This is a genomic window from Chryseobacterium tongliaonense, assembly GCF_041224435.1.
Taxonomy (GTDB): domain Bacteria; phylum Bacteroidota; class Bacteroidia; order Flavobacteriales; family Weeksellaceae; genus Chryseobacterium; species Chryseobacterium tongliaoense.
The window spans coordinates 332,960-358,132 of record NZ_JBGFFD010000004.1 but is presented as its reverse complement, the minus strand read 5'-3'; the positions used below and the strand labels follow the sequence as shown (position 1 = coordinate 358,132).

23 protein-coding genes are annotated in these 25,173 nt (G+C 39.6%); 2 read left to right on the top strand and 21 right to left on the bottom strand.

Annotation, left to right across the window (positions count from 1 at the left end):
- Window positions 1-34 precede the first annotated feature (34 nt).
- Window positions 35-1,333, top strand: coding sequence for a T9SS type A sorting domain-containing protein (locus tag AB8P06_RS11590; RefSeq protein WP_369841817.1), 1,299 nt, complete (start codon window positions 35-37; stop codon window positions 1,331-1,333).
- A gap of 104 nt (window positions 1,334-1,437) precedes the next feature.
- Here the strand turns inward: AB8P06_RS11590 and AB8P06_RS11585 are convergent, their stop codons facing one another.
- From AB8P06_RS11585 to AB8P06_RS11530, 12 genes are all read right to left on the bottom strand, one after another.
- Window positions 1,438-2,193, bottom strand: coding sequence for an SDR family oxidoreductase (locus AB8P06_RS11585; protein WP_369841815.1), 756 nt, complete (start codon window positions 2,191-2,193; stop codon window positions 1,438-1,440).
- A gap of 143 nt (window positions 2,194-2,336) precedes the next feature.
- Window positions 2,337-3,101: a hypothetical protein gene (locus AB8P06_RS11580; protein ID WP_369841813.1), complete on the bottom strand. Its 765-nt coding sequence runs from the start codon at window positions 3,099-3,101 to the stop codon at window positions 2,337-2,339.
- A gap of 24 nt (window positions 3,102-3,125) precedes the next feature.
- Entirely contained in the window at window positions 3,126-3,989 is an 864-nt protein-coding gene (locus tag AB8P06_RS11575) for a hypothetical protein (RefSeq protein ID WP_369841810.1), read from the bottom strand.
- Between the two features lie 18 nt (window positions 3,990-4,007).
- Complete coding sequence (locus AB8P06_RS11570) at window positions 4,008-4,820, bottom strand: phage tail-like protein (protein WP_369841807.1); 813 nt, start codon at window positions 4,818-4,820, stop codon at window positions 4,008-4,010.
- A gap of 24 nt (window positions 4,821-4,844) precedes the next feature.
- Entirely contained in the window at window positions 4,845-5,270 is a 426-nt protein-coding gene (locus AB8P06_RS11565) for a transposase (RefSeq protein ID WP_369841805.1), read from the bottom strand.
- A 271-nt stretch (window positions 5,271-5,541) separates the two neighbouring features.
- A complete protein-coding gene (locus AB8P06_RS11560; protein WP_369841802.1) occupies window positions 5,542-6,666 on the bottom strand; it encodes an ABC transporter permease in 1,125 nt (374 codons plus the stop codon).
- Window positions 6,663-7,769 (bottom strand): ABC transporter permease, encoded by a 1,107-nt coding sequence (locus AB8P06_RS11555; RefSeq protein WP_369841800.1) that lies wholly within the window; start codon window positions 7,767-7,769, stop codon window positions 6,663-6,665. Before AB8P06_RS11555 ends, AB8P06_RS11560 begins: the two co-directional genes overlap by 4 nt.
- The gene (locus tag AB8P06_RS11550; RefSeq protein ID WP_369841798.1) at window positions 7,766-8,515 is read right to left on the bottom strand and encodes an ABC transporter ATP-binding protein; all 750 of its coding nucleotides are present in this window, start codon (window positions 8,513-8,515) and stop codon (window positions 7,766-7,768) included. Before AB8P06_RS11550 ends, AB8P06_RS11555 begins: the two co-directional genes overlap by 4 nt.
- Window positions 8,505-9,446, bottom strand: a complete 942-nt coding sequence (locus AB8P06_RS11545) for an ABC transporter ATP-binding protein (RefSeq protein WP_369841796.1) — start codon at window positions 9,444-9,446, stop codon at window positions 8,505-8,507. The genes AB8P06_RS11550 and AB8P06_RS11545 overlap by 11 nt, the downstream gene beginning before the upstream one ends.
- Window positions 9,447-9,553: 107 nt before the next feature.
- Window positions 9,554-10,483 (bottom strand): HlyD family secretion protein, encoded by a 930-nt coding sequence (locus AB8P06_RS11540; protein WP_369841793.1) that lies wholly within the window; start codon window positions 10,481-10,483, stop codon window positions 9,554-9,556.
- Between the two features lie 15 nt (window positions 10,484-10,498).
- Complete coding sequence (locus AB8P06_RS11535) at window positions 10,499-11,785, bottom strand: TolC family protein (RefSeq protein WP_369841790.1); 1,287 nt, start codon at window positions 11,783-11,785, stop codon at window positions 10,499-10,501.
- A 97-nt stretch (window positions 11,786-11,882) separates the two neighbouring features.
- Entirely contained in the window at window positions 11,883-12,554 is a 672-nt protein-coding gene (locus AB8P06_RS11530) for a TetR/AcrR family transcriptional regulator (protein ID WP_369841788.1), read from the bottom strand.
- Window positions 12,555-12,814: 260 nt separating this feature from the next.
- Here AB8P06_RS11530 and AB8P06_RS11525 point away from each other — a divergent pair, with 260 nt between their 5' ends.
- Window positions 12,815-14,137, top strand: coding sequence for a beta-helix domain-containing protein (locus AB8P06_RS11525; RefSeq protein WP_369841786.1), 1,323 nt, complete (start codon window positions 12,815-12,817; stop codon window positions 14,135-14,137).
- A 323-nt stretch (window positions 14,138-14,460) separates the two neighbouring features.
- Here AB8P06_RS11525 and AB8P06_RS11520 read toward each other — a convergent pair whose 3' ends face one another.
- The 9 genes from AB8P06_RS11520 to AB8P06_RS11480 all read right to left on the bottom strand — a co-directional run bounded on the left by AB8P06_RS11520 (window position 14,461) and on the right by AB8P06_RS11480 (window position 25,068).
- Window positions 14,461-15,591, bottom strand: coding sequence for an FAD-dependent oxidoreductase (locus AB8P06_RS11520; protein WP_369841782.1), 1,131 nt, complete (start codon window positions 15,589-15,591; stop codon window positions 14,461-14,463).
- Window positions 15,592-15,687: 96 nt separating this feature from the next.
- Window positions 15,688-16,218, bottom strand: a complete 531-nt coding sequence (locus AB8P06_RS11515) for an SRPBCC family protein (protein WP_369841779.1) — start codon at window positions 16,216-16,218, stop codon at window positions 15,688-15,690.
- A gap of 122 nt (window positions 16,219-16,340) precedes the next feature.
- The gene (locus AB8P06_RS11510; protein WP_369841776.1) at window positions 16,341-17,174 is read right to left on the bottom strand and encodes an AraC family transcriptional regulator; all 834 of its coding nucleotides are present in this window, start codon (window positions 17,172-17,174) and stop codon (window positions 16,341-16,343) included.
- Window positions 17,175-17,322: 148 nt separating this feature from the next.
- Window positions 17,323-17,751: a hypothetical protein gene (locus tag AB8P06_RS11505; protein ID WP_369841773.1), complete on the bottom strand. Its 429-nt coding sequence runs from the start codon at window positions 17,749-17,751 to the stop codon at window positions 17,323-17,325.
- A 475-nt stretch (window positions 17,752-18,226) separates the two neighbouring features.
- On the bottom strand, window positions 18,227-19,666 hold the full coding sequence (locus AB8P06_RS11500; RefSeq protein ID WP_369841770.1) for a SusD/RagB family nutrient-binding outer membrane lipoprotein: 1,440 nt from the start codon (window positions 19,664-19,666) through the stop codon (window positions 18,227-18,229).
- Window positions 19,667-19,677: 11 nt separating this feature from the next.
- A complete protein-coding gene (locus tag AB8P06_RS11495; RefSeq protein WP_369841767.1) occupies window positions 19,678-22,701 on the bottom strand; it encodes a SusC/RagA family TonB-linked outer membrane protein in 3,024 nt (1,007 codons plus the stop codon).
- Between the two features lie 135 nt (window positions 22,702-22,836).
- Window positions 22,837-23,538 carry a LytR/AlgR family response regulator transcription factor gene (locus AB8P06_RS11490; protein WP_369841764.1) on the bottom strand — a complete coding sequence of 234 codons (702 nt, stop codon included), beginning with the start codon at window positions 23,536-23,538 and terminating at the stop codon, window positions 22,837-22,839.
- Entirely contained in the window at window positions 23,519-24,592 is a 1,074-nt protein-coding gene (locus AB8P06_RS11485) for a sensor histidine kinase (protein WP_369841761.1), read from the bottom strand. Before AB8P06_RS11485 ends, AB8P06_RS11490 begins: the two co-directional genes overlap by 20 nt.
- 80 nt (window positions 24,593-24,672) lie before the next feature.
- The gene (locus tag AB8P06_RS11480) at window positions 24,673-25,068 is read right to left on the bottom strand and encodes a DoxX family protein (protein WP_369841758.1); all 396 of its coding nucleotides are present in this window, start codon (window positions 25,066-25,068) and stop codon (window positions 24,673-24,675) included.
- Window positions 25,069-25,173: the final 105 nt, after the last annotated feature.

The window sequence follows — 25,173 nt, the reverse complement described above, 5'->3', positions numbered from 1 at the left end:
CAACTTCGTGGTATAAACTTAAATTGATCATCACATGAAAAAAAATTACTTTATTTCTGTTTGCCTGGTTTTAAGCAGTATAGGTGTAAATGCACAATCTGAATTCAGATTACTTACCGGCTGGGGAACCCGTCTGTATGACATCAACAGCAATGGAAATGCTGTACATTCCGGTGGGTATTATAATTATTCCACAGATATGAGTACTCCGATAGAACCCGTGGCTGATGCTACCAACAGGCTGAATAATGCAGAAAACATCGTGGGAAGTATGCCTTTTGCAGCAACAGACGGCTCCAGCCTGAGCCAGGCAGCTTACCGGAAAAACGGAACCTGGACCGCGATCGGATATTTTCCCGGAGATATCCCCGGAAACAGCTGGTTCGGAGATGCAAAAGGAATCTCGGCCAACAGCGTCTATGTCACTGGGCAAATGACATCCGGTGGTGCAGGAAGCAGCTATCCTTTTATTTATAACACAGAAACCGCAACACTGACCAAACTTACCGGAGACCTTCTGTATACCAACGCTCGCGGGGCTGACGTAAATGATAATGGAGTTGTAGCCGGATGGATAGACCGGGAAGATATTTTCGGAACCGGAACTTTCAGGGTTCCCGCCTATTTTGATGCTACAGGAACTTTACATTATATTGATTTCAGCACTCCCGAATACGGGGAAGCAAATGATGTGAATAATGCCGGACTGGTCGTAGGCTATAAAGGGAGCAAAGCTTTTATTTATAATACAAACACCAATGTTTACCAGGCATTTGATGCACCTGCAGGATATACCGATGCCGTTTTTGTATCCGTTGCAGAAAATGGTGCTGCAGTAGGATATTGTGGAATGATCGGAGACCGTGAAGTGATTATTTATCATCCTTCTTTAGGCAGCACGCCGGTTTTACTGACAAGTCTTCTGGCTTCTCAGAATATCTCTGTGAGCACTTTTGACGGAAAGCTCGGTACAGGAATGGGGATTTCGCCGGACGGGAAGTACATTTGTGGATTTGATAATTCGGTACCGCCTATTTTTGCTGCAGGATGGGTGGCTAAATTAGACAATATACTGGACACAACCGATGCTGTAAAAAATCCTCCATTTAATATTTATCCGAACCCGGTGCAGGATGTACTCCATATTTCCGGTGAAGAAATAATAAAGTCCCTGCTGATCTATGACCCAAGCGGAAAACTGGTTAAAAGTGATCTTTCAATCAATGACAAGAACATTACAATTGATGTATCCATGCTGAAAACAGGCGTATATATGGGAAGTATCGTTTTAAATAAAGGAGGTATAAAAACATTTAAGTTGATCAAAAAATAGATTCAGCAAACACACTACTCTATTAATTATTTTTGGCGTTAAATAAAAAATGGTAACCGGACTAAACCAGTTACCATTTTATTGACTCATTGTGTTTTTCAGGCCTACCTTGTTGTATACCCACCGTTGGCGAAAATAGTCTGCCCGGTAATCCACCATCCGTCAGTGACTAAAAACTCTACCAACGGAGCGATGTCTTTAATATTGGTCAATCCGCCTAATGCTGAAGCTGATTTATGATAAGCGACTGCATCTTCAGTTTCCTGACCGTAGAAAAAAGGAGTATCCATTGGGCCCGGCGCAACGGCTGTTACAGAAATTCCTCTTGAGCCGAATTCTTTGGAAGCCGCTCTTGTAAAATGCTCTACCGGAGCTTTGGCACCTGCATATGTGGAATACAATCCGGTGTACGCCGCCAATAAAGAAGTTACGATCGTACAGATCTTGGCATTATCATTCACTTTTTTACCGGCTTCCTGTAGGAAGAAATACGCCGATTTTGAATTAACCCCGAACATCGTATCATATTCAGCTTCCGTAGTCTCGGTAAACGGCTTTTTCAAGACCATCCCCACCGTATTGATGGCGATATCGATACCACCGAAGCGGGTAATTGTTTCATCAAAAAAACGGGTGATGTTTTCTACTTTGGTCAAGTCACCCTGAAATAAAAATGCTTCAGCTCCTAAAGCCTGTACTTCTTCCAACGTTTTTTCACTTTCAGCTTTAGAGCTTTCGCTGTTATAGTGTATGGCTAATTTTGCTCCTTTTGCTGCAAAATCTCTACTTAATAATCCGCCAAGGTTTTTACCACCACCGGCAATTAATACTACTTTTCCTTTTACATTGTGTGTTGACATTATTAAAATTTTTAAATGTTGTAGTACAAAAATGGGCAATGAAAACCATTTAAATATGGTGAACTTTCCGGGAATTTGTGATCAATTCCGAATTTCATACATGTTTTGATAAGGAGAATCGTCTGGTTTCCTGAGCTGTTATTTTAAAGGATTCTTTCAAGGCTTACATTGCTTTCAGGTGTTCCCCCGAATGTATAACCGGATAAGGAAAATCCTTCATTATCAATGGTAATTCTGAAATTGACATCATTATTGATATCAAGGAATAAAACCGTGTCGGCAGAGGCCAAAAAGCTGTTGATGCTAAAGAAGGCCGCATTGGAAGACATATATGCTTTTTCTTCACCATTAACTACGATGGCCACGTTAATTCTTGTACCGGTAAATCCTACATTAATCCCGTTGAACAGTACATTAAAATTAATTCTGTAAAGCCCCTTCTGCCTTATACGGAAAGTATCCCCGGAATGACGGATTGATAAATAATCTGAAAATTGAGAATTATTGGAAGGAAAAGACAAGGGTAAATTATTTGAGCTGCATAACAGTGAAATACAGCCGATAGAAGTAGATTCAATTCTTGCCCGGCTCCAGGTTGTTGCTTTGCCCTGTGGGAAGAATGCATGATTCCATGTTGTACCGTCATATACTTTTGTAAACGCTGTATTCTTGTCGTACATCAGCATGGCTTCCATCGTAGGATCATCGTCATATTCGTCAGTCTGGGATGGATTGTATTTCGGGAGGGCTGTGTTATTGGCCGCCGCCGGTAATATCAGTACTTTTTGCCCGTTTGTATTTTGGAGCTCCAGTTGTGTGTAGGAACTGCTGAGGTTTCCCCCTCCTATAATGACCTGTGCATTCAGTATGCTGCTTATGAAGATACCGAAGAATATATTTTTTTTCATTGTTTTAGTTTTAGACTTAAAAGATTATTTTAATTTCTGTACATTAATGAATGTGTCTTTATGATCCGTAGAATTGGAATACGTAGAAATGAGCGAACTTGTAGAAACCGAAGCCGCTAATCTGATTCTGCTGTTGGCCGGCAATGTAACGGTAGAAGAAACACTGGCACTTTTATTTCCTGCCTGCCCGATATCAATGAAAATTCCGCCATACTGCAAGGTTTCCTTAAATGCCAAAGTAGACCAGGAAGTCCCGTTATCATAACTCACATCCAGGTTGACCCAATAAGATACGTCCTGCCCCAGCCCTAAAATACTTGTTCCTGAAAATCCTACAACACCGGAAATATGATATAAACCGGCAGCGGGGATTGTTACATAATCAGTACCTGTAACAAGATTGAGATTATTAACCAACAACTGAGGACGGCTGTCAACATTGGAAACAGGGATCACTTTTGTATTGTTATTCCCGAATAACTGGGTTAAATCACAGGTATTGATCCCAAGAAGTGAGACACAGGTCCAGCTTTCCGAACCTCCTGCCCTTCTGCGGGTTTCAAAAGGATTGTGAAAGCCTCCCAACTGCAGTGCAGGAACCCATACCGTTCCATCGTATTTATAATATTGCTTATCTTCCCGGTTATATAAAAGAGCGCCTTCAAGAGGTGCGGAATCATCGAAAAAGTCATCAGCCGCCGCATTGTATAAAGGGAAATTGCTTATCATATTGGCTTTGGTGAATATGGCTCCTTTTACCGGGTTCTTAATATCCAGTAAAGCATTGATGTGTGGAGAGCCTGCGGTTGTAGATATTAAAACCTGCGCTGAAACTGAAATTCCTGATAATAAGGCAATGATGAGGCAGAAATATTTTTTTATTTTCATTTCTTAAGTTTTTAGAGGTTACAATACTATTTTCTCAAAAATAAGCTCAGTGATCCCGTTAGAACCACTAGAATTCTGGAAAGTGGCCGTAGAAGAAACGGGAAACGAAACTCCGGCCTGCATAGAACCTTCCAGGCGTATTTTGTCACCTGCATTCAGCTGAGTAACAATAGAGCCGTTAAAAACGGTGGTATATCCAAGATTATCATTATCATTGGTAAACGATTGCTCATCCAGTGTGGTGAAAGCAGTAGGTGTAGCAGCATTGGCTTTCTGCAGCCTTAATCTGATCGCCTGTGTACTGAAACCACCGAAAGCTGCATTAGATCGGTAGGTAATTCTATACAAACCTACGGCATTTACCGTGACAACATTCGAGGCAAGGCTTAGATTCATAAGGCTTCCCATAAAATCTGAGCTGCCATTGGAAATCAAAGGAATAACCGCCCTGTTATCGGAACATCCCAATAAGGAAGTACAGGCCGGCAATGCAAAAGAAGCTGTCCGGGAAAAATGCGCAAGGTATTGTGGTTTGGTTTCCACTACATAATCATATACGCTTTGCCAGTTGGTGCCGTCATGTTCGTATATTGTAGCATTGTTTCTGCTGTAGACGATAGCGCCCTTAAATACTTCATCACCGTCCGGATCTATGGCATTGCTTATCTGGGGTACTCTGGGTAATAATACAGCAGATGCCGGAACTGTTGATTTCACATCCAGTATGGCATTCAGATGTGGCTGATGGTTGTTGGGATCCCTGGAAATGCCTATCTGTGCATATATTCCGATTCCTGTGATACAGAGCAATACATTGTATAGTTTTTTCATGATTTATTTTTTTTGAGGAAACATTTATTTCGGCTGATATTTATGAAGCCACTTGTGTAAAGTGGTTTTAGGAATTTTGTATTCATCAATTACCTGTTGTCTGGTCATATGATTATTAGCAATACGTTCAATAATAAAATCAATGACCTCTTTCGTATAAATATTCTTACGGAATACCGGCAGGCTGCTTTTGGGTTTTTCGGGAACTTCCGTTTGTCTTTTCTGCGGGGCATACAGCAGCAGATGCTGAGAGTAGATCCTGAACAAATCGTATTCTAATAGCTTGCACCATTTGAGAAGCAGTCCGGTGTCCATAGACTGGACTTCATACATTGCTTTTATATCTGCTTCAGTGCATTTAAGGAAATTGCAGATGCGTAACGTGTGGATGTCGGATTCCTTTACTTTCTGTTTGATGACAGAGCCTATATGTATATTCTTGTAGAGCATCTCTTTCAGGATTTAGGTTGAGTACTTTAAATATTGAGAATGTTTTACTCTTTAGGGATGTAAATCACAGATTCAGATCTGTGTAACAGTACAAACGTATCCTATTATCCTTTTTTTTACAAGAGGATATGGTGCATAATTCAGAAAACCGACAGGTATAATTCGGAATTACATACACCTGTTTTCAGCCGTAAGATCAGCTGTATAAATGAATTTGGGAAATAAATAAGAGAGAAATGATAAAACAGCTAAGGTTATTTCAGAAACTGTTCTAACTTGTTTTTCTGTAATTAAAAATAGCCAGGCCATTGAGAACGACCGCGAAACCGGCCAGGTAGAATAATTCGGTTTTTACCTCATGAAATCCACTTCCTTTCAATACAATAAGCCTCACCACCTTAATAAAATGCGTTACCGGAGTGAAATTTGACATTTGTCTTGCCCAATTGGGCATGCTTTCGGTATTGGTGAAAAAGCCGCTCATCAGCATGAAGATCATCATAAAGAAAAATGCAATAAACATGGCTTGTAGCTGTGTATCTACAAAAGTGGAAATCAGCAGTCCAAGGCCTAAAAGAGCAATAAGATAAACTGCTGCAAACAGGTAAAGAGTTAAAAGGCTGCCTTCCGGGAAGATCCCGTATATAACATACATCACAATCAATCCGATCGTAAAAACAGTCATCCCGACAATCCAGAAAGGAATCAGCTTTCCTAAAATAAACTGCCATTTTTTGATCGGGGTTACATTGATCTGCTCGATAGTCCCTATTTCTTTTTCCTTTACAATATTCAGTGCCGTGATAAACCCGCCTATCAAAGTAAGAAGTAGCACTAAAATACCGGGTACCATATAATATTTGTATTCTGCTCTTGGATTGTACCAATTGGAATCAGCAATAGTAATGACAGCAGGAGATATAGGTAATTTTGCATTCGGAGATTTGATATTAATATCCAGATTGCCGTTAAAATCTGAGATCACAGCCATTAAATAACTGCCTCCCAATGATGATTTTGTCCCATTGATGGCATCTACGGAGAGATTCAGTTTCTGGCCGCCTTCACGTACTAAATTCCGTTCAAAGCTGACAGGAATTTCCAGGACCAGATCGGCGTCGCTGTCTTCGATCATTTTTAAGCCTTCCTTGTAAGATACGGGGTTTCCGGCAATTTTAAAGTAACCGGATGATGCTATTTTATTGATCAGTTTGCGGGAATAGCTGCTGTGGTCATGATCTACAAAGGCAATGTTGATATTTTTAACTTCAAAATTTGCCGCCAAAGGCATAATGATGAGTTGAATGGTAGGCATCAGAAACATCATCGCCAGAATAATTTTATCCCGGAAAATCTGACGGAATTCTTTTTTCAATATAAAGCTTAATACCTTCATGACAGCCTGATTTTAAATTTCTTTAAGGCCAGTGTTAATAATGCAGCCGACATCACGAACAGAATCAGTGTTTCTTTCCAGACATAACTGAAATCAAGGCCTTTGAGCATGACAGCTTTTATTATATCGTAGTAATATTTGGAAGGAAGAATCTTGGATATGATCTGAAATACCAGAGGCATATTTTCTATAGGAAACATAAATCCGGTTAACAGCAAGGTAGGAAGCATCATGCCCATCATCGATATAAGCATTGCAGTCTGCTGTGAATCTGTAATATTTGAGATCAGTAAGCCTAATGAAAGACAGGTGATAATAAATAATATGCTTTCGGCAAATAATAAAAGAAGGCTGCCCCGGATTTCTACATCAAGCAGATAGACTGAAAGAAGCAGAATGATAATAAAATTGACCAGCGAAAGCACCAGATAAGGAATTGCTTTTGCGATTAAAACCATCACGGGCTTAAATGGAGAAACCAGTAAAATTTCCATGGTTCCCATTTCTTTTTCCCTGACGACTGAAACTGAAGTAAGTGCAGTACACACGATCATAAAAATTAAAGCGATAACGCCGGGAATAAAATTTAATGATCCGTTCTGTTCCTCATTATAAAGCTGTCTTATTTCCGGAATAATCTGGTAAGAAAGCTGTATTGAAGGATTGAGCTGCGATTGGTAATCTTTAATGATTGCCTCAAGATAATGACTGAGAATCGTAGCGGTATTCGGGTCTGAAGCATCTGCAATGATCTGTATCTGTGCGCCTCCGGGACGGTACAGGTCTGAGCCGAAATGCACCGGGAATATGACTGCACATTTTATGCTTCCGTCTTTAAATCTTTTCTCGATATCCGGATAATTGAGAACCGGTTCCTGCATTTTAAAATAAGGGCTGGATTGTATCTTGGAAATAATCTGCTCTGAATGGATGTCATGCGCATTATCCATAACGGCAATTCCTATGTTTTTTACCTCACTGCTTAAAGCATAACCGAAAAGTATGATCTGTACTACCGGCAAACCGAAAAGGATCAGCAGGGTCCTGCGATCCCTGAATACATGGTAAAATTCTTTTCTGATGAATACGAGTAGTTGTTTCATAATGAATCTCCTGATCTTTTGGCGCTTCTTGCCAGTTGATAAAAAACGTCATCCATAGAATGGGTATCAAACTGTTTTTTCAGATTGGCAGGAGTATCCAGTGCTTCTACCCTTCCGTCTACCATAACCGTGATCCGGTTACAGTATTCGGCTTCATCCATATAGTGGGTCGTTACAAATACTGTGATTCCATCCGCTGCGGCCTGATAAATCATATCCCAGAACTGCCGTCTTGTAATGGGATCAACGCCACCTGTAGGCTCATCTAAAAAAACAATTTTCGGTCTGTGAAAAATAGCGACTGAAAATGCCAGTTTCTGTTTCCAGCCTAAGGGTAATGCACCGACCAGCTTTTTCGATTCATTTTCCAGTCCTAATCTGGAAACAAGTTCATTGCTCCGTGTTTTTATTTCAGAGCGGGAAACTCCGTATACACCACCATAAAATTCAATATTCTCGAATATCGTAAGGTTGTCATACAGCGAAAATTTCTGGCTCATGTAGCCGATATTTTTTTTGATTTGCTCCTGCTGTTTATAAACATTGAAGCCTGCTACCGTTGCTGTTCCTGAAGTAGGATAAGACAGTCCGCAGAGAATCCGCATTGCTGTGGTTTTTCCGGCTCCGTTAGCACCCAGGAATCCGAAAATTTCACCCTGATCCACATCGAAAGAAATACCGTCGACGGCTTTAAAATCTCCAAACTGTTTGGTAAGGTCTTTACAGATAATCGCTTTATTTTCCATGGGCCGTTTCTTTTATATCTTTTTGTTCACGCATCAGTCGTATGAAGCTGTCTTCAATCGTTGGAGTGATCTTTATAACTTCCGGTTCTTCAGGATGATATTTCAGTACCAGTTCTTTCGCGTTTTGTTCTGTGGCTCCTTCATCCGTCAATGTCAGGTGAATATATTCTCCGAATGCATAGCAGCTTTCAATCGCTTTATCCGAGCGCAACTCCTCAAGCAGTTTATAAATGTTTCCGGCTTTGGCCGCAAAAAGAGGTCTGGGAAAATTCCCTACAATGGTTTCCGGACGGTCTACAGACATGATTTTTCCCCCTTGAATCAGGGCAATCCGGTCACAGAGTTTTGCTTCATCCATATAAGGCGTTGAAACAACGATACTGATATTTTGTTCCTTAAGCTTACCCAGCATTTCCCAGAACTCCTTACGCGAAACCACATCAACTCCTGTGGTAGGTTCATCAAGAAATAAAACCTCAGGTTTGTGGATCAAAGCACAGCATAGAGCTAATTTCTGTTTCATTCCGCCTGAAAGTTTCCCGGCCCTGCGATTGCTGAACGGTTTGATCTGTTCATAAATATCTTTGATCAGATCATAGTTTTCCTGAATAGTGGTTCCGAAGATCGCAGCGAAAAAGTTAAGATTTTCAGCAACTGTAAGATCCTGATATAATGAAAATTTTCCGGGCATATACCCTACTTTATTACGAATGGTCTGGAATTCTTTTACAACATCATGCCCTTCAACGGTTGCTGTTCCGTTATCGGCAAGCAAAAGCGTCGTAAGAATACGGAAAATAGAAGTTTTTCCAGCTCCATCAGGCCCGATAAGCCCGAATAACTCGCCTTTTTTCACTTCAAACGAAACATCATCAACGGCTGTCACGTTTCCATAGGTTTTGGTGAGGTTATTTACGATTACGGAATTCATTTTAATGGCTTTGAGATGGTTAATAATGTCAATTGTGAATAGTGAATAGTGAATAGTCAATTTAATAAAAGACGTAAATAATTCACAATTGACCTTTCACCATTGACTTAAAAAAGCACTTCTCCATACATTCCTATTTTAATGTATCCGTCATTTTTCACCCTTACTTTTATGGCGTATACAAGATTGGCTCTTTCATCTTTGGTCTGAATGGTTTTCGGGGAAAATTCGGATTTATCCGAGATCCATGTAATTATTCCCGGGTATTCTTTATAACCTTTCTCTCCCTGATCAATTCTCACTTTTACTTTCTGACTGATCTTAATCTGCGGAAGCTGTGTTCCGGTTATATAAGCTCTCAGATCCAGTATATTGGTATTGGCAATTTTATACAGCGGCTTTCCTGTTACCTGCATTTCACCCTGAAGAGCATAGTTGATGAGCACGGTTCCGGTAATTGGATTAATGATCTGGCCTTTATCAATTTGCTCCTGAAACTGGGCTGCCGTTTTTTCCAGAGGGGCTTTTTCACTTAGAATGCTCCTGTTTTGCGTACTGATATTGGAATTATTAACTGAAAGCTGCTGACGGGTAACTGCGATCTGTTTTTTTAGCTGTACAATAGCGGCATCTGTATCATCGAGCTGTTTACGGGTTGCAGCATCTGCTTTCACGAGGTTTGCGGTACGGGCACGCTCATGAAGTTGGTGGTCAAGCTGTGCTTCCTGTACTGCCAACTGTTTTTTTACCAATAGATCCTGTTCATCAGAATTGCTGGTTTTTTGTTGTAAAGCCCGGATGCTTGCTTCTATTTGCTCTTTCTGAAGCTTTGCCGTTTTAATATCGATTTGCCCGATCTGTGCTCCGGCTTTAAGCTGCGCTCCTTCCTGCACGGAATACGAAATCAGCTCACCGCTTTGTTGTACAGAAACAATCACTTCATCTGCCTCAAAGTTTCCCGAAGCATCAAAATCATTTTTCTGTTGGCAGGCACTTAAGAATAAAACGGCGCTTAAAAATGCTATAATTTTGTTCATTAGATTCATTGATTGTTAATTTCCGGTTATAAATTTCTGATTATATTTTGCCTGTAATAATTGGATCTGATGGAGAATCAATGTTTGCCGGGCTAGATGTTCTGCGTTGAGTTTCTGAATATATTCATGGACAGTGATAACGCCATTGGCCAACTGGGCTTCGGCAGATTGTTTTACAGATTGGCGTAAGGCGATTGCCTTTTCATCCTGCTCAATCAGTTCGGTATATTTTTTTACCTGTTCGTCCTGCTGGGTAAGATCAATCCGGGTATTAAACAAAAAGGTTTCCTTATCTATATCTGTTGTTTTTCTGTTCAGTTCCAGTATTTCTTTTTTATTTGAAGAAGTGTATAGGCTTTCTAAGGACCAGTTAAACCGTATGCCTGCAATAAACCAGGGGCCGAATTTATTTTCAATAATATTAAGCGTAGGCCTGCCATAAGCGCCCTGGAAAAAAGCACTCACTTTGGGTAAAAGATCAGATTTCAGGTGTTTTTCCTCCAGATCATAAACTGATTTCTGAAGATCAAAAGCTTTAAGCTCGGGCCTGTTTATTTCTGATTGCGGAAGTTCCTGATCCGGTACCTCAAGTTCCGTTGAATCCGGGAGAGGCTTACCTGTAAAAATAGCGAGCATTTTCAGATAAGCTGCACGGTTGGCTGTATATTCGGTGCTTATCATTTCTATATTGATGATCTCAGCTTTCAGTTCGTCCAGGTTACTGCGGTAAGCGACGCCGTATTTTAAGGCAGCTTCTGTTTTTTGAACCTGGGTCTGAAGATTGGCTTTGTTGAGGTCATTTTGCTTCAACTGGGAATCCATTAAAAGAATGGAGAAAAATAGGGTGTTGATTCTCTGCTTTAAGGCGTAAAGATTGGTTTCAATATTCTGTGTCTGCAGTTCTGTATTGGCTTTTATAAGCTCTTTTTGATTGTGTATCGCCCCACCGTCATAGAGCATCTGATCTACTTCACCCTGAATCTTGTACTGGTCTTTACTTAATGAAGGAAGTGATGTACTTACAGGGAGTGAGCCGAGCGCATCGGAAAAATTGATGGTTTGGGACTGATAGGTTGCCTGTCCGGAAAAAGAAACCTGGGGAAGATATCTTTTATTGGCATTTTCTATTGTGTAATCGGCTGTTTTTGCAATCATTCCAATCTTCCGGATCACAGGATAATTTTCTTTTGCGAGACGGTAACATTCTTCCGGACTTAGTTTTTCAGATTGTGCCTTCATGGGTAATGCTGAAGCAAACCCCAATAAGAATACCAACACATATTTTTGAAAGTTTCTACACATAAGAACTGATAATTTGGGTTGAAAATCAATTATATTTTATAATCAGTCGTTTTAAATTTAAGTTTTAATCATTTGATTAATTTAAGGGTAAAAAAATTTATCCTGCAGACATGATTGCTTTGATCCAGACCGGGATAAGCTTTTTACGTTCCTGCATTAGCGATTCAAACTCTTTGTCACTCAGATCGCTGCTTCCCATCAGCATAGGTTTGGCTATAAAAGGAAATACGGTAAGACCTAACATATTGATTAAAAAATGCAATGGGTTCGGTTCAAGAATCTGCCCTTTTTTTACGGCTTCCTGATGCTGCTTTAAAAACACCGATGTTTTGATGACTTCTTTTAAAGGGATTTTCTGCAACAGCAGATTAGGGTTGTTACGCAGCTCGCTGATAATGAAGGTAGGAATCTCGGGCTCTTTGATAATAAGATCGATGTATCTGGCAACTGCATCTTCTACTTTTTCTTCAAGAGATGTTTTTTCATCGTTTAAAACAATCATTAAATTGCGGAAAAATCCTGACATGGTTTCTATCATGATCAGCTCAAACAATTTCGCCTTACTTCTGAAATAATAATTCAGTAAAGCAAGGTTTATTCCTGCTTCTTCAGCAATATCCCGCGTTCGGGTGGCCGCAAATCCTTTTTTATAGAATACGATACGGGCTGCAGATTTTATTTTTTCTTCTGTCGTGGCATCCAGTTTTTTTGATCCTTCTTTCATTTTTAATTTTCTTTCTGATGCAAAGTTATATAAATTTTTTAGCATTAAACAAATATTTTAATCAAATGATTAAATTGATATAAAAATTCAAAGTTATGTTTTTGTTAAATTTTCAGGGATGTAATATTAATAATTCGTGATAATCGGGATTTTTAGTTTGTATTTGTTTGTATTTTATTGGTAATCAGTTGGTAATGTGTCATTTTTTAATGGTCTGTATTAAAATAATGTTAATACCCTGCCCGGGAAATTTTTCCTGATCTCATGTTTTATAGATAAAGCTTTAATCATCAATGAAAATAATCATGAGAAAATTAGGATTCATTTTATTGGCAATATTGTCAATCAGCAGTTGTCATCAGTATGACAATTTAACGGAACCTTCCCCGTTTGAAATGCAGGGAACTTCGGCAGAATATTTAACTGTATCAGAACTTCCGGTGACGACCGTGAGCGGATCGATATGGCAGAATACCACATGGAGCGGTGTTATCGAAATCACAGGAGTTGTAGAGGTAAAAGAAGGTGCTACTCTTACGATATTGCCGGGAACTTTCATTAAAGGAAAACGGGATTCTGATTACGGACCCAGTGGAGTTCTGATCATTTCTAAGAGAGCTAAAATAAATGCTGTGGGTACGGAAGCCCAGCCTATCGTTTTTACAAGCTACAGGTTATTGGATGGTAATGAAGATACTACAGCCAGTCCGGGAGATTTCGGAGGAGTGATCATCTTGGGGCAGGCTCCGACCAATTTGACATCCGATCCTGGAATTGAAGGTTTTATTGGGTCTACACCTTATAAATTTGGAGGTTACAGTTCTAATGATAATTCAGGCATATTAAAATATGTACGCATTGAATTTGCCGGGTATGATCTGTTGGGGCCTAATTCCGGAAATGAAATTAACGGACTGACGCTTGGGGGTGTTGGAAACGGAACTGTTCTGGATCATATTCAGGTATCTTACAGTCTTGATGATTCTTTTGAATTTTTCGGCGGAACCGTTAATGCTTCCAATCTGATTTCTTTAGCACCTCAGGATGACAGTTATGATTTTGATAACGGGTATACCGGAACTGTTTCCTGTGCGCTTGCTTTGGCTGATTACAACTCACTTCACAGTATAACTCAGGGGTATTCTCCGGATTCCAACGGTGTGGAGCTGGATAATAATTACAATGCCGGCTCTACAACATTGATCACCCGTCCGGTACTTAATAATATGACCATCATAGGCCCCAGAAATGCTTATCAGGGGTCATGGTACGAAAACGGAATTCATGTGAGAAGAAACGGCAAGCTGACTTTAAATAATTCTGTAGTCACCGGATATCCTGTGGGAATTTTATTGGAAACGGCAAGCGCTGCTCCTGTAAACCTTGCAGACTTTAGTTTTACCAATGTACAGGTACATGGATTTACATGGGCAACGGCTTCTAAAGTGGGTTCAGCGACTTCTGCCTTTACTATTCCCGGAGTAACATTTACAGCAACGGCCAGTCCTGCTGCAAACCTGGGAATGACACAACCCTATTATAATGAGGGAATGTGGGATGTTTCGCCAAGAAATTGCGGAGATTTCCGGGGAATCTGGACAAAATATGATTTTTCAATTGTTGAATAATTCTACAAGATCACGGTTTCAAACTTTATAAAAAGGTAACTATATACTATTTTACACTTATTTTTTCTTGCTTCTTTGATTGTTTTTCTCGCAAAGAAAATGATGAATCAGACTTATTAAGATGATCAAAGTTTTTTTAATCTATTAAAATAGATTTTTAAAAGAATGCTTCATAGCAGCTTTGTTGCTTTTCTTTGCTTTTCTTAAAATATAGCAATCGGATTTAAAAAGCTTTGCGTTAATAAAAAAATGATGAGTGTAAAATAATATATACTTGCCAAAAAAAAACGGCGAGCTTGAAAAATGAGCTTGCCGTTTTATATTTAATTGAAAAAATGCATAAAAGAAAAGTCGGGATTGCGCATTTCCAATTCATTCCGGCTGGATTCCAGTTGGGCTTCCGAAGCGTAGACAAACATTTTCTGCTCATAATCCTGAATAGCAGCTTCTATGGTTCCAAACGTTCCATTGGTCAGGTTATCCGATAAAATCAAAGCATCCACCAATCCGGAATTGACACCCTGCCCTGCAAAAGGCGGCATCAGATGGGCGGCATCCCCGATCAGTGTTACCGGCAAAGGCCGTCCGGTTTTCCAGGGTTTATCCAACGGTAATTTTCTGGTTGGTAACCCGACAAAAAAAGACGTTGCCCGGAATAAGTTTAAAAATTTCTGATCCCAGTCTGAGAATCTGTCTGTGAGGAATGCGACAATACTGTCCCTGTCTTGAAAATCCAATCCATTGGTATGAAGCCATTCTTCGGGGCTTTTAAAAATAATGCCGTAGGTTAATGCTCCGTTATTAAAAGGATTGGCAACCAGTAAATTGCCCTGGTGGGAAGTCATCAGTCTTTTTCCGTCACAGAACTGATAGAATTCAGCGCAGTTGATTTCCGGTTGAGGTACATCTCCCTGAATGATAAACGTTCCGGTATCTTCAATTTCAGTGTCGGTAATATATTCTCTGGCTTTGGATCTGCCTCCATTGGCGATAATCACAACATCTGCGGTTGTATCAGCTTGATGTTCAAATGTCAACAGCCATTTTCCGTCATGTGGCTCAAGCCCGGTAAGTTTTCTGTCCCAGATTACTGTATTCTTTGCCAGGCTGTTCAGCAACATTTTTCTTAGATCATTTCTGTTTATTTCCGGGTTGTCATATTGATTTTCGGGGGTAATTTCTTTGGTAAATAATTTGTTGCCCTTTTGGTCTGCAATGATGATTCCCATCGGAAGCGCCAGTGCATAATAATTGTCCAGCAATCCGGCTTTTATCATTGCTTCCTGCCCTGAATCCTTATGGAGGTCAAGCGTACCACCCCAGATTCTTGTCTGTGCATTTTTATCTCTTTCGTAGACGGCTACTTCTACTCCTTTTTGCTGCAATAGTTTCGCCATAGTCAAACCCACCGGTCCTGCACCGATAATGGCTATTCTTTTATCTTTCAGTAACATATTATGTCTGTTTAATTACAGAGACAAAATTCTGAAATGCTTTTGAAGCAGGCTTGTACAAATACGACAAAATTGAAGATTATCTTTAGTCTTTTTTTATTTTTCGAGAATATTTTTCAGGTTCAATAAACTGGAATCCATGTCTTTTGCAATCATCTTTTCCATTACCGGGATCATGATGTTGAAAGGAAATTTTAACAGGCCGGCATTGCTCCACGATACCTTTGTCTGATCAGCTGATAATGATTCTGTTGCCATCACGGTATAGGCACTTACTTTCATCGGCTTTATAAAACGGATTTCTGTTTCTATTCTTTCTCCTTCAACAAGTTTCATAATTTCTTTTTCACCCTCTCCTGCCTCTTTATTTCCGCTCCAGGAATAAATATATCCGACATTTCCGTCCGTTCCTTTGAATACCCTTTTCCGGTCAGGATCAGCCATAGCTCCTTTATTGAATTCATCCTGGTTTTTGAGCAGTTTTATATAATCAAATGCTTTTTGCCGGGGAACATTGATGACAATAGTACGGTTGACATAATGCTTTTTCCTCATGAAAAGGGCAATGATTAATAACAGGGCGATAATGCCTGCCACTGCAAATAAAATAGTAATGATGATATTCATTTATTAAGCTGTTATTTATTTACGCGTAAAGATAATATAATGAATGAAACCTCTTCTACTTCGGGAAAATATTTATAAATGTTAAGCGTCCGTGTAAACTCATAAAACAGCTGTACAATCACTCAGGATTTATCTTTTATAAATGTAACCAACTCATTGCTGGTTTCCTGTCTTTTTTTTGTGTTTCGTGCAAATGCTGCCGGAGTGGTTCCGCTGTACCGTTTAAACTCCCGGCTTAAATGGGATTGATCCGCATATCCAAGCTCAGCTGCTAAAGCCGCAAGATTGGAATCCGGATGCTGCCATAATCGATTACGAACCTGCTCAAAATGCATCAGCCCTGATACATCTTTAACCGTATAGCCCGTAGAATCTTTGAATTTTCTTTCCAGTGTACGAACCGTGACATGAGCAGCAGCTGCTATCTGACTGACAGGCATCGTACCTTTAGCTTTTCTCATGGCAACTCCAGCTTTGGATAACATGGTGTCCGGAGCAATGTGTGACCGTTTATTCAGGAAATACTGTTTTACACAATCGATTGCTTCATTTATCCTGGCCGAATGAATCAGGGAGTTCAGTTCCGTCTGAAGCTGTGCAATAGGATGCTCAAAAGTATGGAGCTCATCTTTATTGGAGGGCAGTTCAAGAAGATCGAAGACCATCCATGGATAACACCGGATACCGATAATTTCAAAACGGTTTTTGGTATAGAAAGTGACCGGATTATTGAGTAATCCCACCATAAAAGGTGATGGCAACGGTTGCAGAGCTCCGTTATAAGAAATACTGCAGGTACTTCCGAAATGGAAAATAATTTCTGCATAGCCATCCGGTATCACCTCAAAACCCGATTCTGTTTCCCCGGAATCTCTTCTGTTGTACCAGAAACACTTTATGACATCCTGAAGTTCTTCAGGAGGATCAAATTCTTGATGTAGTGTTTTAAAAGGCACCTGTTTTTTATGTTTAGTTGAAAACCAATGACAATATAGGAATAAAACCATAATATCAAGCAGCAAAAAAAATGGCTTAAGAGTAAATACTCATTAAGCCAAACTGATAATTCAATAGTAGAAATATCAACCTATCCACATTCTTTTATTATTGTTGAGTTCCCTGGAAAAGATATATTATATCGGTAGCAGAAGTCTTCTGGGTGCTTACCGTTAATGCTTTTGTCGACATGAGATAGCTTATACTTCCCTCGCTGTCTGAGCCTACAATTGATACACCTACCGGATTTACCGCACTGAGTGTTTTGGTGGTTACGGATGAATAAGCTTCCCCGGATTTAGCCTGAACCTTAACGTGCGAATTATCCACTTTCGTTACGGTAACGATAGCATTGTAATAATCCTGTCCGCCAATATTAAGGGTTCCTTTAAAAGTTCCGGTTACTGCATTGATGCTGTTATCTGCTGCCGGATTGGAATTATCATCGTCATCATTATTGCAGCTGACAAAAACTGCACCGATAAAAAGGATTAAAAAAAGTTTGTACATCCATTTGTGAATTCTGATTACACTCATAATTTTTAAATTTATTTTTTTTGTTTTGATGTTCTGTATTGATTGATTTGATGAGTCAAATTTGAGAAAACTATAACCGGACAGGAAAAAATATCTATCAACGAAAAGATATAGTCTACAAAAGATATCAGCTAAAAAAAGCCTGCGTTGGGAAGCAGGCTAAAAATCACAGTTGGCAAAAAATAATTGATATGAAAAAACACTATGATATTTTATTTTTGGGAACTATATACTATTTTACACTTATTTTTTCTTGCTTCTTTGATCGGTTTTTATCGCAAAGAAAATGATGAATCAGACTTATTAAGATGAGCAAAGTTTTTTAATCTATGTAAAATAGATTTTTAAAAGAATGCTTCATGGCAGCTTTGCTGCTTTTCTTAAAATATAGCAATCGGATTTAAAAAACTTTGCGTTAATGAAAAATGATGAGTGTAAAATAGTATATACTTGTCTTATTTTTTTTGAATATTAATTAATGGATATCCCAGAATACTTTGGTGGTAAGTTTATCTCCACCGATGGCTGCGGCTGCTTTGGCATAATTGGTTCCGTTGGTTGTTGCCTCCAAAATAGGATATTGCAGCCTTACCGGAACTTTTCCATCTGCATTGTTGATCGCAGTAGGTGGAGCCTGTAACACAGGATAATCAAGGCGGCGGTAAAAATTCCATGATATGACGGGGTGATTGTATAGAGCAATCCAGGCCTGTTCGCCGATAGATTTTTTCCAGTTTGAAGCATTGTAAGGATGATTGGCAAGATAAGCCTGTGCTTCCTGTGCAGAATATCCCCATTCTGAAAAAGAGGCCTGGACTGCATTTTGGTAAAGAGTCTCGGGATTTCCGCCAATTCCGAATCTGGCAGCTGCTTCAGCAAGATAAAAATTAACTTCGGTATACGTGATGAGATTTCCGGGAGTAACAGGAGTATAGGCAAAAATACCCGGCGCTGAAAAATCTGAAAACTCTCCGGGTAAGCCAATTACCTGGCCTATATAGACTCCGTTCACAGTCTGGAAATATTTTGATATTCGTGGGTCTGCAGTGGTATTCAGAAAATCAATAAAAGGTTTTCCTCCAAAAAAATCATTCCGGTGATTATTGGCAACATTTTCAAAAATAGGACTGAAATTGGGTGTTTCCGCCAGGTATCTGAAAATACAGCTCTGGGATTCATCACTCATGACTCCTCCGGAAATAGCAGTATTGATAGTGGATTGAGAAAGTGAGGGATTGATATCGGCAATGGTAATTCCCAGTTTCAGAAGAAGAGAATTGCCGAATTTTTTCCATTTTGTAATATCTCCGCCATATAAAATATCTCCGGTCCCAAACGTTCCTTCCCCATCCTGAAGCTTATTGATGTCAGTTTTAAGACGGGAAATAAGACTTTCATAAATCTCGTTGTCATCATCATATCCGGGAAGAGGAAACTGACTGTTATTGAGGGCCTGGCTGTAAGGTATATCCCCAAAAGTATCTGTCAACGTCTGAAAAGTATAGACAGAAAGTATATCAATAATTGCTAACTGGTTCTGTTTTTTTGCAGGCCAGGTATTTACTTCCGAAGGTACAGGCTGATACTGCTCAATGAGTTCTTTAGCTTTGTTGAGATTGTTGAGAACATTCACGTAATTATCGCCCCATACATTATTTGAAACATTTCTTGCCGTAAAATTGTAATTGCTCTCGTTGACGTAGATCGCTTCCTGCCAGTACTGCATGGTAAGCCGGAAGTTGTTTTCATTCACACTTGGCGTATTCATATAATCGCTGAGCTCTTTTTCTGCATAAGTAATAAGCGTTTCCGGTATCGTATTGTAGGTTACATGAGGATCTGTATTCACATCATCCGGTGTGCAGCCTGTCATTACGAGTGCCAAAATAGAACTTATGATAAGGGTATTTTTCATTGTAATCGTTTTTAAAAATTAACTTTCAGATTAAAGGAGAAATTCTTTGTAGAAGGCATTACTCCCGATTGATATCCCTGGATATTTCCGGACGAAAGGCCTGCTTCGGGATCTGCATAAGGAAGATTTTTGTGAATGATCCAGAGGTTGCTTCCTACAAGGCCCAGGGTAAGGCTCTGGATCCCGATATTTCCTAAAGATTTCTTGTCAAATGTATAAGAAACAGATACCTGGCGGAGTTTTATAAAGCTTGCATCATATACAAATGCAGCTGCAGGCGGATCTGTCTCAAGGCTCTGGCTGGAGAGGGAGCGGTCCAGACGGATGGTATTGGGAATATAATGTCCCGGATTATTGGGATCTTCCATCACGCCGGGTAAAATAACCCCACCGCCATTGGCAAGCGTATTTCTGACAGGGTTTCCCAGATCGTTAAGACCTACGGAATCAGGTTGCAGACCGGTCCCATAAGCATAATACTGGTCTAAAGAAAATATATCCCCTCCCTTTTTCCAGTCGATCTGGAAGCTGAGGTTAAAATTTTTATAGGTAAAAGAATTGTTTAATCCTGCAAAAAAGTCCGGCTGAAAATTTCCCAGCTTGTGATTGGTATCGTCGGTATGCAGATAAGCCCCGTTTTCGCCCACGATTTTATTTCCGCCGGAATCATAGACAAAATCAGCTCCCCAGATACTTCCATAATCTTCATTGAGCGGTGCATTAATGGTAACTCCGCCCTGTAAAGAGCCGATGGTAATATTTTCAATCCCTTCGCGTAAAGCGGTAACCCTGGTTTTAGGATTTGACCAGTTGAGCGCTACATCCCAGGTGAAATCTTTTGATTTTAAAGGCGTCATATTTAAAGAAACTTCAAATCCTTTTGTCGTAAGCTCACCGGTATTCTGAATCTTACTTCCCGAACCATTGGCCAGAGAAATAGGAAGCGGGAGAATCTGATCAAATGCAATGTTCCGGAACCATGATACATCGAAACCCATCCTGTTCTTGAAAAACTGCATATTGGTTCCGATCTCAAGATTTTTTAACTTCTGGGGAATAAGATCTGCATTCCTCAATGTGGTATTATAGGAATAAACCGGATTGTTACCAAAGGAAGACTGTACAATAAACCTGTTTCTCAGCTGGTCTGCATTGGTATCAGAACCTACTTCTGCATAAGCTGCCCTGAGTTTTCCGAAGTTCAGCCATTTTTGCTTTAGCAGATTGGAAAATACCACACTTGCCGAAACTGAAGGATAGTAATAAGCTTCTTTTCCTTCAGGCAGTGAGCTGGACTGATCCCTTCTGAAAGTTCCTTCAAGGTAATAAGTGTTTTTATACCCTAAAGATGCCTGGACAAAGGCGCCGTAAATATATTTTGAGGTATCTGTAATAATGGGTTTTGCAGGAGTGGCTGCAGAATTGGAAATAGTATAAAGCCCCGGAATGTACAATCCGCCTGATGTAGTCTGCGCATTGGAATAATTGGACTGAACATTGATATTTCCGCCTAATAACGCCTGAATATTGAAATCTTCACCGATATTCTTTTTGTAAGTCGCAATTAGGTCATAATTGGTTTCTGTAAAACGAAGATTGGTCACCGCATATCCTGAAGGCTGTTCGATGGGATTAAAGCTGAAAAAGGCAGGGATGGACCCTTCGGCTCTTCTTTCTTCAATCATCATCGTATATCCGTCAATGCCTACCCTACCCAATATATTGAGGTTTTTTGAAACATCATAATTCAGACTGAAATTCCCAGCAAAACGCTCTCTTTTATCGTTCTGATAATTTTTATAGCGGCTGAAATAAGGGTTGTCCCAAAAGCTTGGAGCCAGGTCACTGGTCGATTTGATGTTCCATGTATAGTTTTTATCGAACGTTTCATACAGGTATTTCTGATACTGAATATCAATATTCGTTGGCCACCACTGTCGGAAATTCCCCATGAGATTATCGGTGTAGCCTGTAGAGTTTCTTCCTTTCGTGCTCTGGGTAATATAATTGGCAAAAATAGAGGCCGTAAGGTTATCTGTAATTTTGTAAGAGGCATTTCCGCCGAAATTATTTTTGATTAAAGAAGAATTGGGAAGAATGTCTGTTGCATTGGTATTGGAATAACTCAGTCTGAAAGTTGCTTTTTCGTCTCCGCCACTTAACGCAATATTGTTGGTCTGGTTTATTGCCTTTTCAAAAAATGTGATAGGTCCGTTTTTCGCCATTACCCAGGGTGTTTTCTTACCGGAATTACGAGAATCGGGAATAAAGGCGTCATATTGCCATACCATAAGATTCGGGTCATAAGGAGCTCCGTAAGAGGCATCATGAGCAAAAAAAGCCCTGGGCTCATTCTGATAGGATGCGAAAACATTTCCGAAATAACCTTGCCCGTATTCTGTCTGATATTCAGTGAAAGTAGATTTATCAATGGTAGATACAGAGAAGCTTCCGCTATATTCAAGGCCGATACCTTTGGAATTTTTCTTCCCTTTTTTGGTTGTGATGATAATCGCTCCGTTCTGCGCCCGTGAACCGTACAAAGCTGTGGCAGCCGCACCTTTTAAAACATTCACTGTTTCAATATCATTGGGATTGATGTCTGATACAGGGCTTCCGTAATCATATCCGCCGCCGCCGTTCAGTTGAAATGCCGTATTGATGTTTCTGTTGATCATAGGAACTCCGTCGACAACAAAAAGAGCCTGGTTATCTCCTAAAATAGATTTATAGCCTCTGGAAACCGCATTTACCGAACCTCCGAAATTAGTTGACTGTTTGATCTCAAGGCCTGCCACTTTCCCGGAAAGGTTGTTAAGGAAGTTGGTGGTCGGATTTTTATTGATATCCTCGCCTTTTACTTCCTGTGTAGAATATCCCAGAGATCTTTTTTCTCTTTTTATCCCTAAAGCCGTCACGACGACGCCTTCTATATCCTGGGTCTTAAGCGTGTCCTGCTTTTCCTGACTGAAAAACAGCTCTTGCCCCATAAAAAATACGACACCGGCACTCAGGAGCTTTAATTTATATTTCATAATTATTGATTTTTAACTGTTAATCAAAATTCAATAATTGTCAACGTTGTGTGAAAAAATATATATCAACAGCAGATTAAGGTCTATAAAATAAAAACACCCGGCTAACAGGTGTTTTTCAGGATCTATATCATTTTAAAATTCTATCAAAGGCTTGTAAGTCCTGCCGATAGGAAGCTTTTTGCCATTGATCTGAACCATGTTGGCTGATTTTACTTCGATTTTCGATTTGGAGATAATGTAGGATTTGTGAATACGGAGAAACAGATTGGGGTTTAAATTTTCTTCTATTTTGCTGATAGGCATTTTGATGGTGAAAGTTTCTGCTTTCGTATGGATGCTGATGTATTCTCTCAGGCTTTCGATATAAAAGATGTCCTGCAGGGTTATTCTGATCTGTTTTTTTCCGCTGCTGATGAAAATATGATCACGGTCTGCTATTTCAAGCAATGCATCCTCCACTTCCATCAGATGTTTAAATTTACCGGTAGCTGTAAGAAATCTGCTGTAAGGAATTGGTTTCATCAGATAATCAACAATATCAAGCTCATAGCCTTCTACGGCATATTGATGGTAAGCTGTGGTAACAATCACAAGTGGCGGATTTTTTATTTTTCTCAGGAAGTCAAATCCTTTTATGACGGGAAGATTAAGATCCAGGAACATGAGGTCAACATTATGGATGCTTAAAAGACTGCTTGCATAAACGGCATCGGCACATTTCCCTACAAGATTGAGTTCTTGATCCTGAGAAACAAAATTTTCAAGAATTTCTGCTGCAATCGGTTCGTCTTCTACGATGATGCAGTTGTATTTTTTAGATGCTGAATGAGTCATTAAAGTTGATGGTTAGTTTTACAATATATCGGTCACTTTTATCCTCTACAATCAGCATATGGCCGGGATAAATCAGCTCAAGCTGCCTGCGGATGTTTTTCAATCCTATTTTGGTTGAATTTCCTTTGGGTCTTTCTTCTTTGGAATTTTCAATACAATAATCAAGAATTCCGTTTTTCAATCTGATGTCAATATTAATGAAGGAATTGCCTAAACTCTCGGAGACTCCGTGCTTAAAAGCGTTTTCAACAAACTGAATCAAAATAAGCGGTGAAATTTCCTGTTCGGGATGATCAATGTTTTCATGAAAGTTTACGGTAAGATGACGGTGACGGATTTTCTGAATCTGTATGAAATCTTTAATGTTTTCTATGTCTTTCTCAACGGAAATACTTTTTTCTGCCGCTTCGTAGATATTGTACCGCATTATTTTTGAAAGCTGGAGGATGATATCGGGGGTTTCATCTGCCTTTTTCAATGCCATTCCGTAGATATTGTTGAGGGTATTGAAGAGGAAATGAGGATTGATCTGGGCCTTCAGCATGGTAAGCTCCTGATCGAGTTTCTCTGAATTAAGTTTTAAAATCTGATCTTTCAGCAGGTTTTTCTGTCTTGTAATTTCGATCCCAAATATCAGGCCTACCATAAAAATGAGATCCATAAACGAGTTGAATGCTACCAATCCGTTGATGAATCCGGAAGGTTGCTTGCCATCAAGAGTTTCCGTAACTCCGTAGATAAAGGGATAAATAATATAATGGGTAAAAAAACGGTGCGCCAATACGGCAGCGATAATAACAAGAATACAGAGAATATACTTCAAAAGCTTATTGATGTTCAGTTTTTCGTAAATGTACAGTAAGGAGTAAGCAAGCGGGATTTTAACCAGAAAATATCCCAGCTCCAGTAAAAGGGTATTCTGAAGCCTCACCTGCCATCTGAACTCCGGAAACTGGTACCTTGACCAGTAAAAATCAAGATAAACCTCCAGAATATAATACAATATCCAGAAGAGCAGATGAATGTATAATTTTGACTGTATATTGGGTTTCAAGTCTGATGTGATTTAAATTACAAAGTAATACCTTTCGGCTCAATATAAAAAGATAAAAACTATGAAATCAAAGCATCTGTCTACAAACGACCTGTTTTTTTGCGAGGAAATGAGATATTGGGAAACATGAGATTTAAAAAGCAGAAAATAAGAAGGAAATTAAATTCAATCCCGTTGGTGCCACCTCCTACTACAAACCAGCCGTTTTGCCAGTGAACGTAATAGATCCCGAAAACAAAAATCAGAATATTGCATACGGCAACAGGTTTAATGTACCGGTCTGACCAAAGCAAAGGAACTGAAACCAGATGAGTCAATTTAACGGCCCATGCGATATAAAGTCCAAGCGGGTTAAAGCCAATACCGTTCAGAAACTGAAGCCCGAAATTATTGACATCACCGCTGAATATGGAAATCACACTATGCATCAGTAAGATCACTGACAGCGCCAGACGGAGGAAGAAGTTCTTTTTCATGAAATCAAAAGTAGAGATTCATGAAAAGAAGAAATGAGTATGATATATCAACGGCTTTTATAGGTATACAAAAGGATTTACGGATAAATGTTTTAGCTTTCTGCT

Excerpts from the sequence above, each read along its gene's own strand:
- AB8P06_RS11555 (WP_369841800.1), bottom strand. The coding sequence starts at position 7,769 with ATGAAACAACTACTCGTATTCATCAGAAAAGAATTTTACCATGTATTC.
- AB8P06_RS11505 (WP_369841773.1), bottom strand. The coding sequence starts at position 17,751 with ATGAGTGTAATCAGAATTCACAAATGGATGTACAAACTTTTTTTAATC.
- AB8P06_RS11570 (WP_369841807.1), bottom strand. The coding sequence starts at position 4,820 with ATGAAAAAACTATACAATGTATTGCTCTGTATCACAGGAATCGGAATA.
- AB8P06_RS11490 (WP_369841764.1), bottom strand. The coding sequence starts at position 23,538 with ATGACTCATTCAGCATCTAAAAAATACAACTGCATCATCGTAGAAGAC.
- AB8P06_RS11565 (WP_369841805.1), bottom strand. The coding sequence starts at position 5,270 with ATGCTCTACAAGAATATACATATAGGCTCTGTCATCAAACAGAAAGTA.
- AB8P06_RS11495 (WP_369841767.1), bottom strand. The coding sequence starts at position 22,701 with ATGAAATATAAATTAAAGCTCCTGAGTGCCGGTGTCGTATTTTTTATG.
- AB8P06_RS11550 (WP_369841798.1), bottom strand. The coding sequence starts at position 8,515 with ATGGAAAATAAAGCGATTATCTGTAAAGACCTTACCAAACAGTTTGGA.
- AB8P06_RS11535 (WP_369841790.1), bottom strand. The coding sequence starts at position 11,785 with ATGTGTAGAAACTTTCAAAAATATGTGTTGGTATTCTTATTGGGGTTT.
- AB8P06_RS11500 (WP_369841770.1), bottom strand. The coding sequence starts at position 19,666 with ATGAAAAATACCCTTATCATAAGTTCTATTTTGGCACTCGTAATGACA.
- AB8P06_RS11525 (WP_369841786.1), top strand. The coding sequence starts at position 12,815 with ATGAGAAAATTAGGATTCATTTTATTGGCAATATTGTCAATCAGCAGT.
- AB8P06_RS11545 (WP_369841796.1), bottom strand. The coding sequence starts at position 9,446 with ATGAATTCCGTAATCGTAAATAACCTCACCAAAACCTATGGAAACGTG.
- AB8P06_RS11575 (WP_369841810.1), bottom strand. The coding sequence starts at position 3,989 with ATGAAAATAAAAAAATATTTCTGCCTCATCATTGCCTTATTATCAGGA.
- AB8P06_RS11530 (WP_369841788.1), bottom strand. The coding sequence starts at position 12,554 with ATGCTAAAAAATTTATATAACTTTGCATCAGAAAGAAAATTAAAAATG.
- AB8P06_RS11560 (WP_369841802.1), bottom strand. The coding sequence starts at position 6,666 with ATGAAGGTATTAAGCTTTATATTGAAAAAAGAATTCCGTCAGATTTTC.
- AB8P06_RS11480 (WP_369841758.1), bottom strand. The coding sequence starts at position 25,068 with ATGAAAAAGAACTTCTTCCTCCGTCTGGCGCTGTCAGTGATCTTACTG.
- AB8P06_RS11590 (WP_369841817.1), top strand. The coding sequence starts at position 35 with ATGAAAAAAAATTACTTTATTTCTGTTTGCCTGGTTTTAAGCAGTATA.
- AB8P06_RS11585 (WP_369841815.1), bottom strand. The coding sequence starts at position 2,193 with ATGTCAACACACAATGTAAAAGGAAAAGTAGTATTAATTGCCGGTGGT.
- AB8P06_RS11540 (WP_369841793.1), bottom strand. The coding sequence starts at position 10,483 with ATGAACAAAATTATAGCATTTTTAAGCGCCGTTTTATTCTTAAGTGCC.
- AB8P06_RS11580 (WP_369841813.1), bottom strand. The coding sequence starts at position 3,101 with ATGAAAAAAAATATATTCTTCGGTATCTTCATAAGCAGCATACTGAAT.
- AB8P06_RS11520 (WP_369841782.1), bottom strand. The coding sequence starts at position 15,591 with ATGTTACTGAAAGATAAAAGAATAGCCATTATCGGTGCAGGACCGGTG.
- AB8P06_RS11515 (WP_369841779.1), bottom strand. The coding sequence starts at position 16,218 with ATGAATATCATCATTACTATTTTATTTGCAGTGGCAGGCATTATCGCC.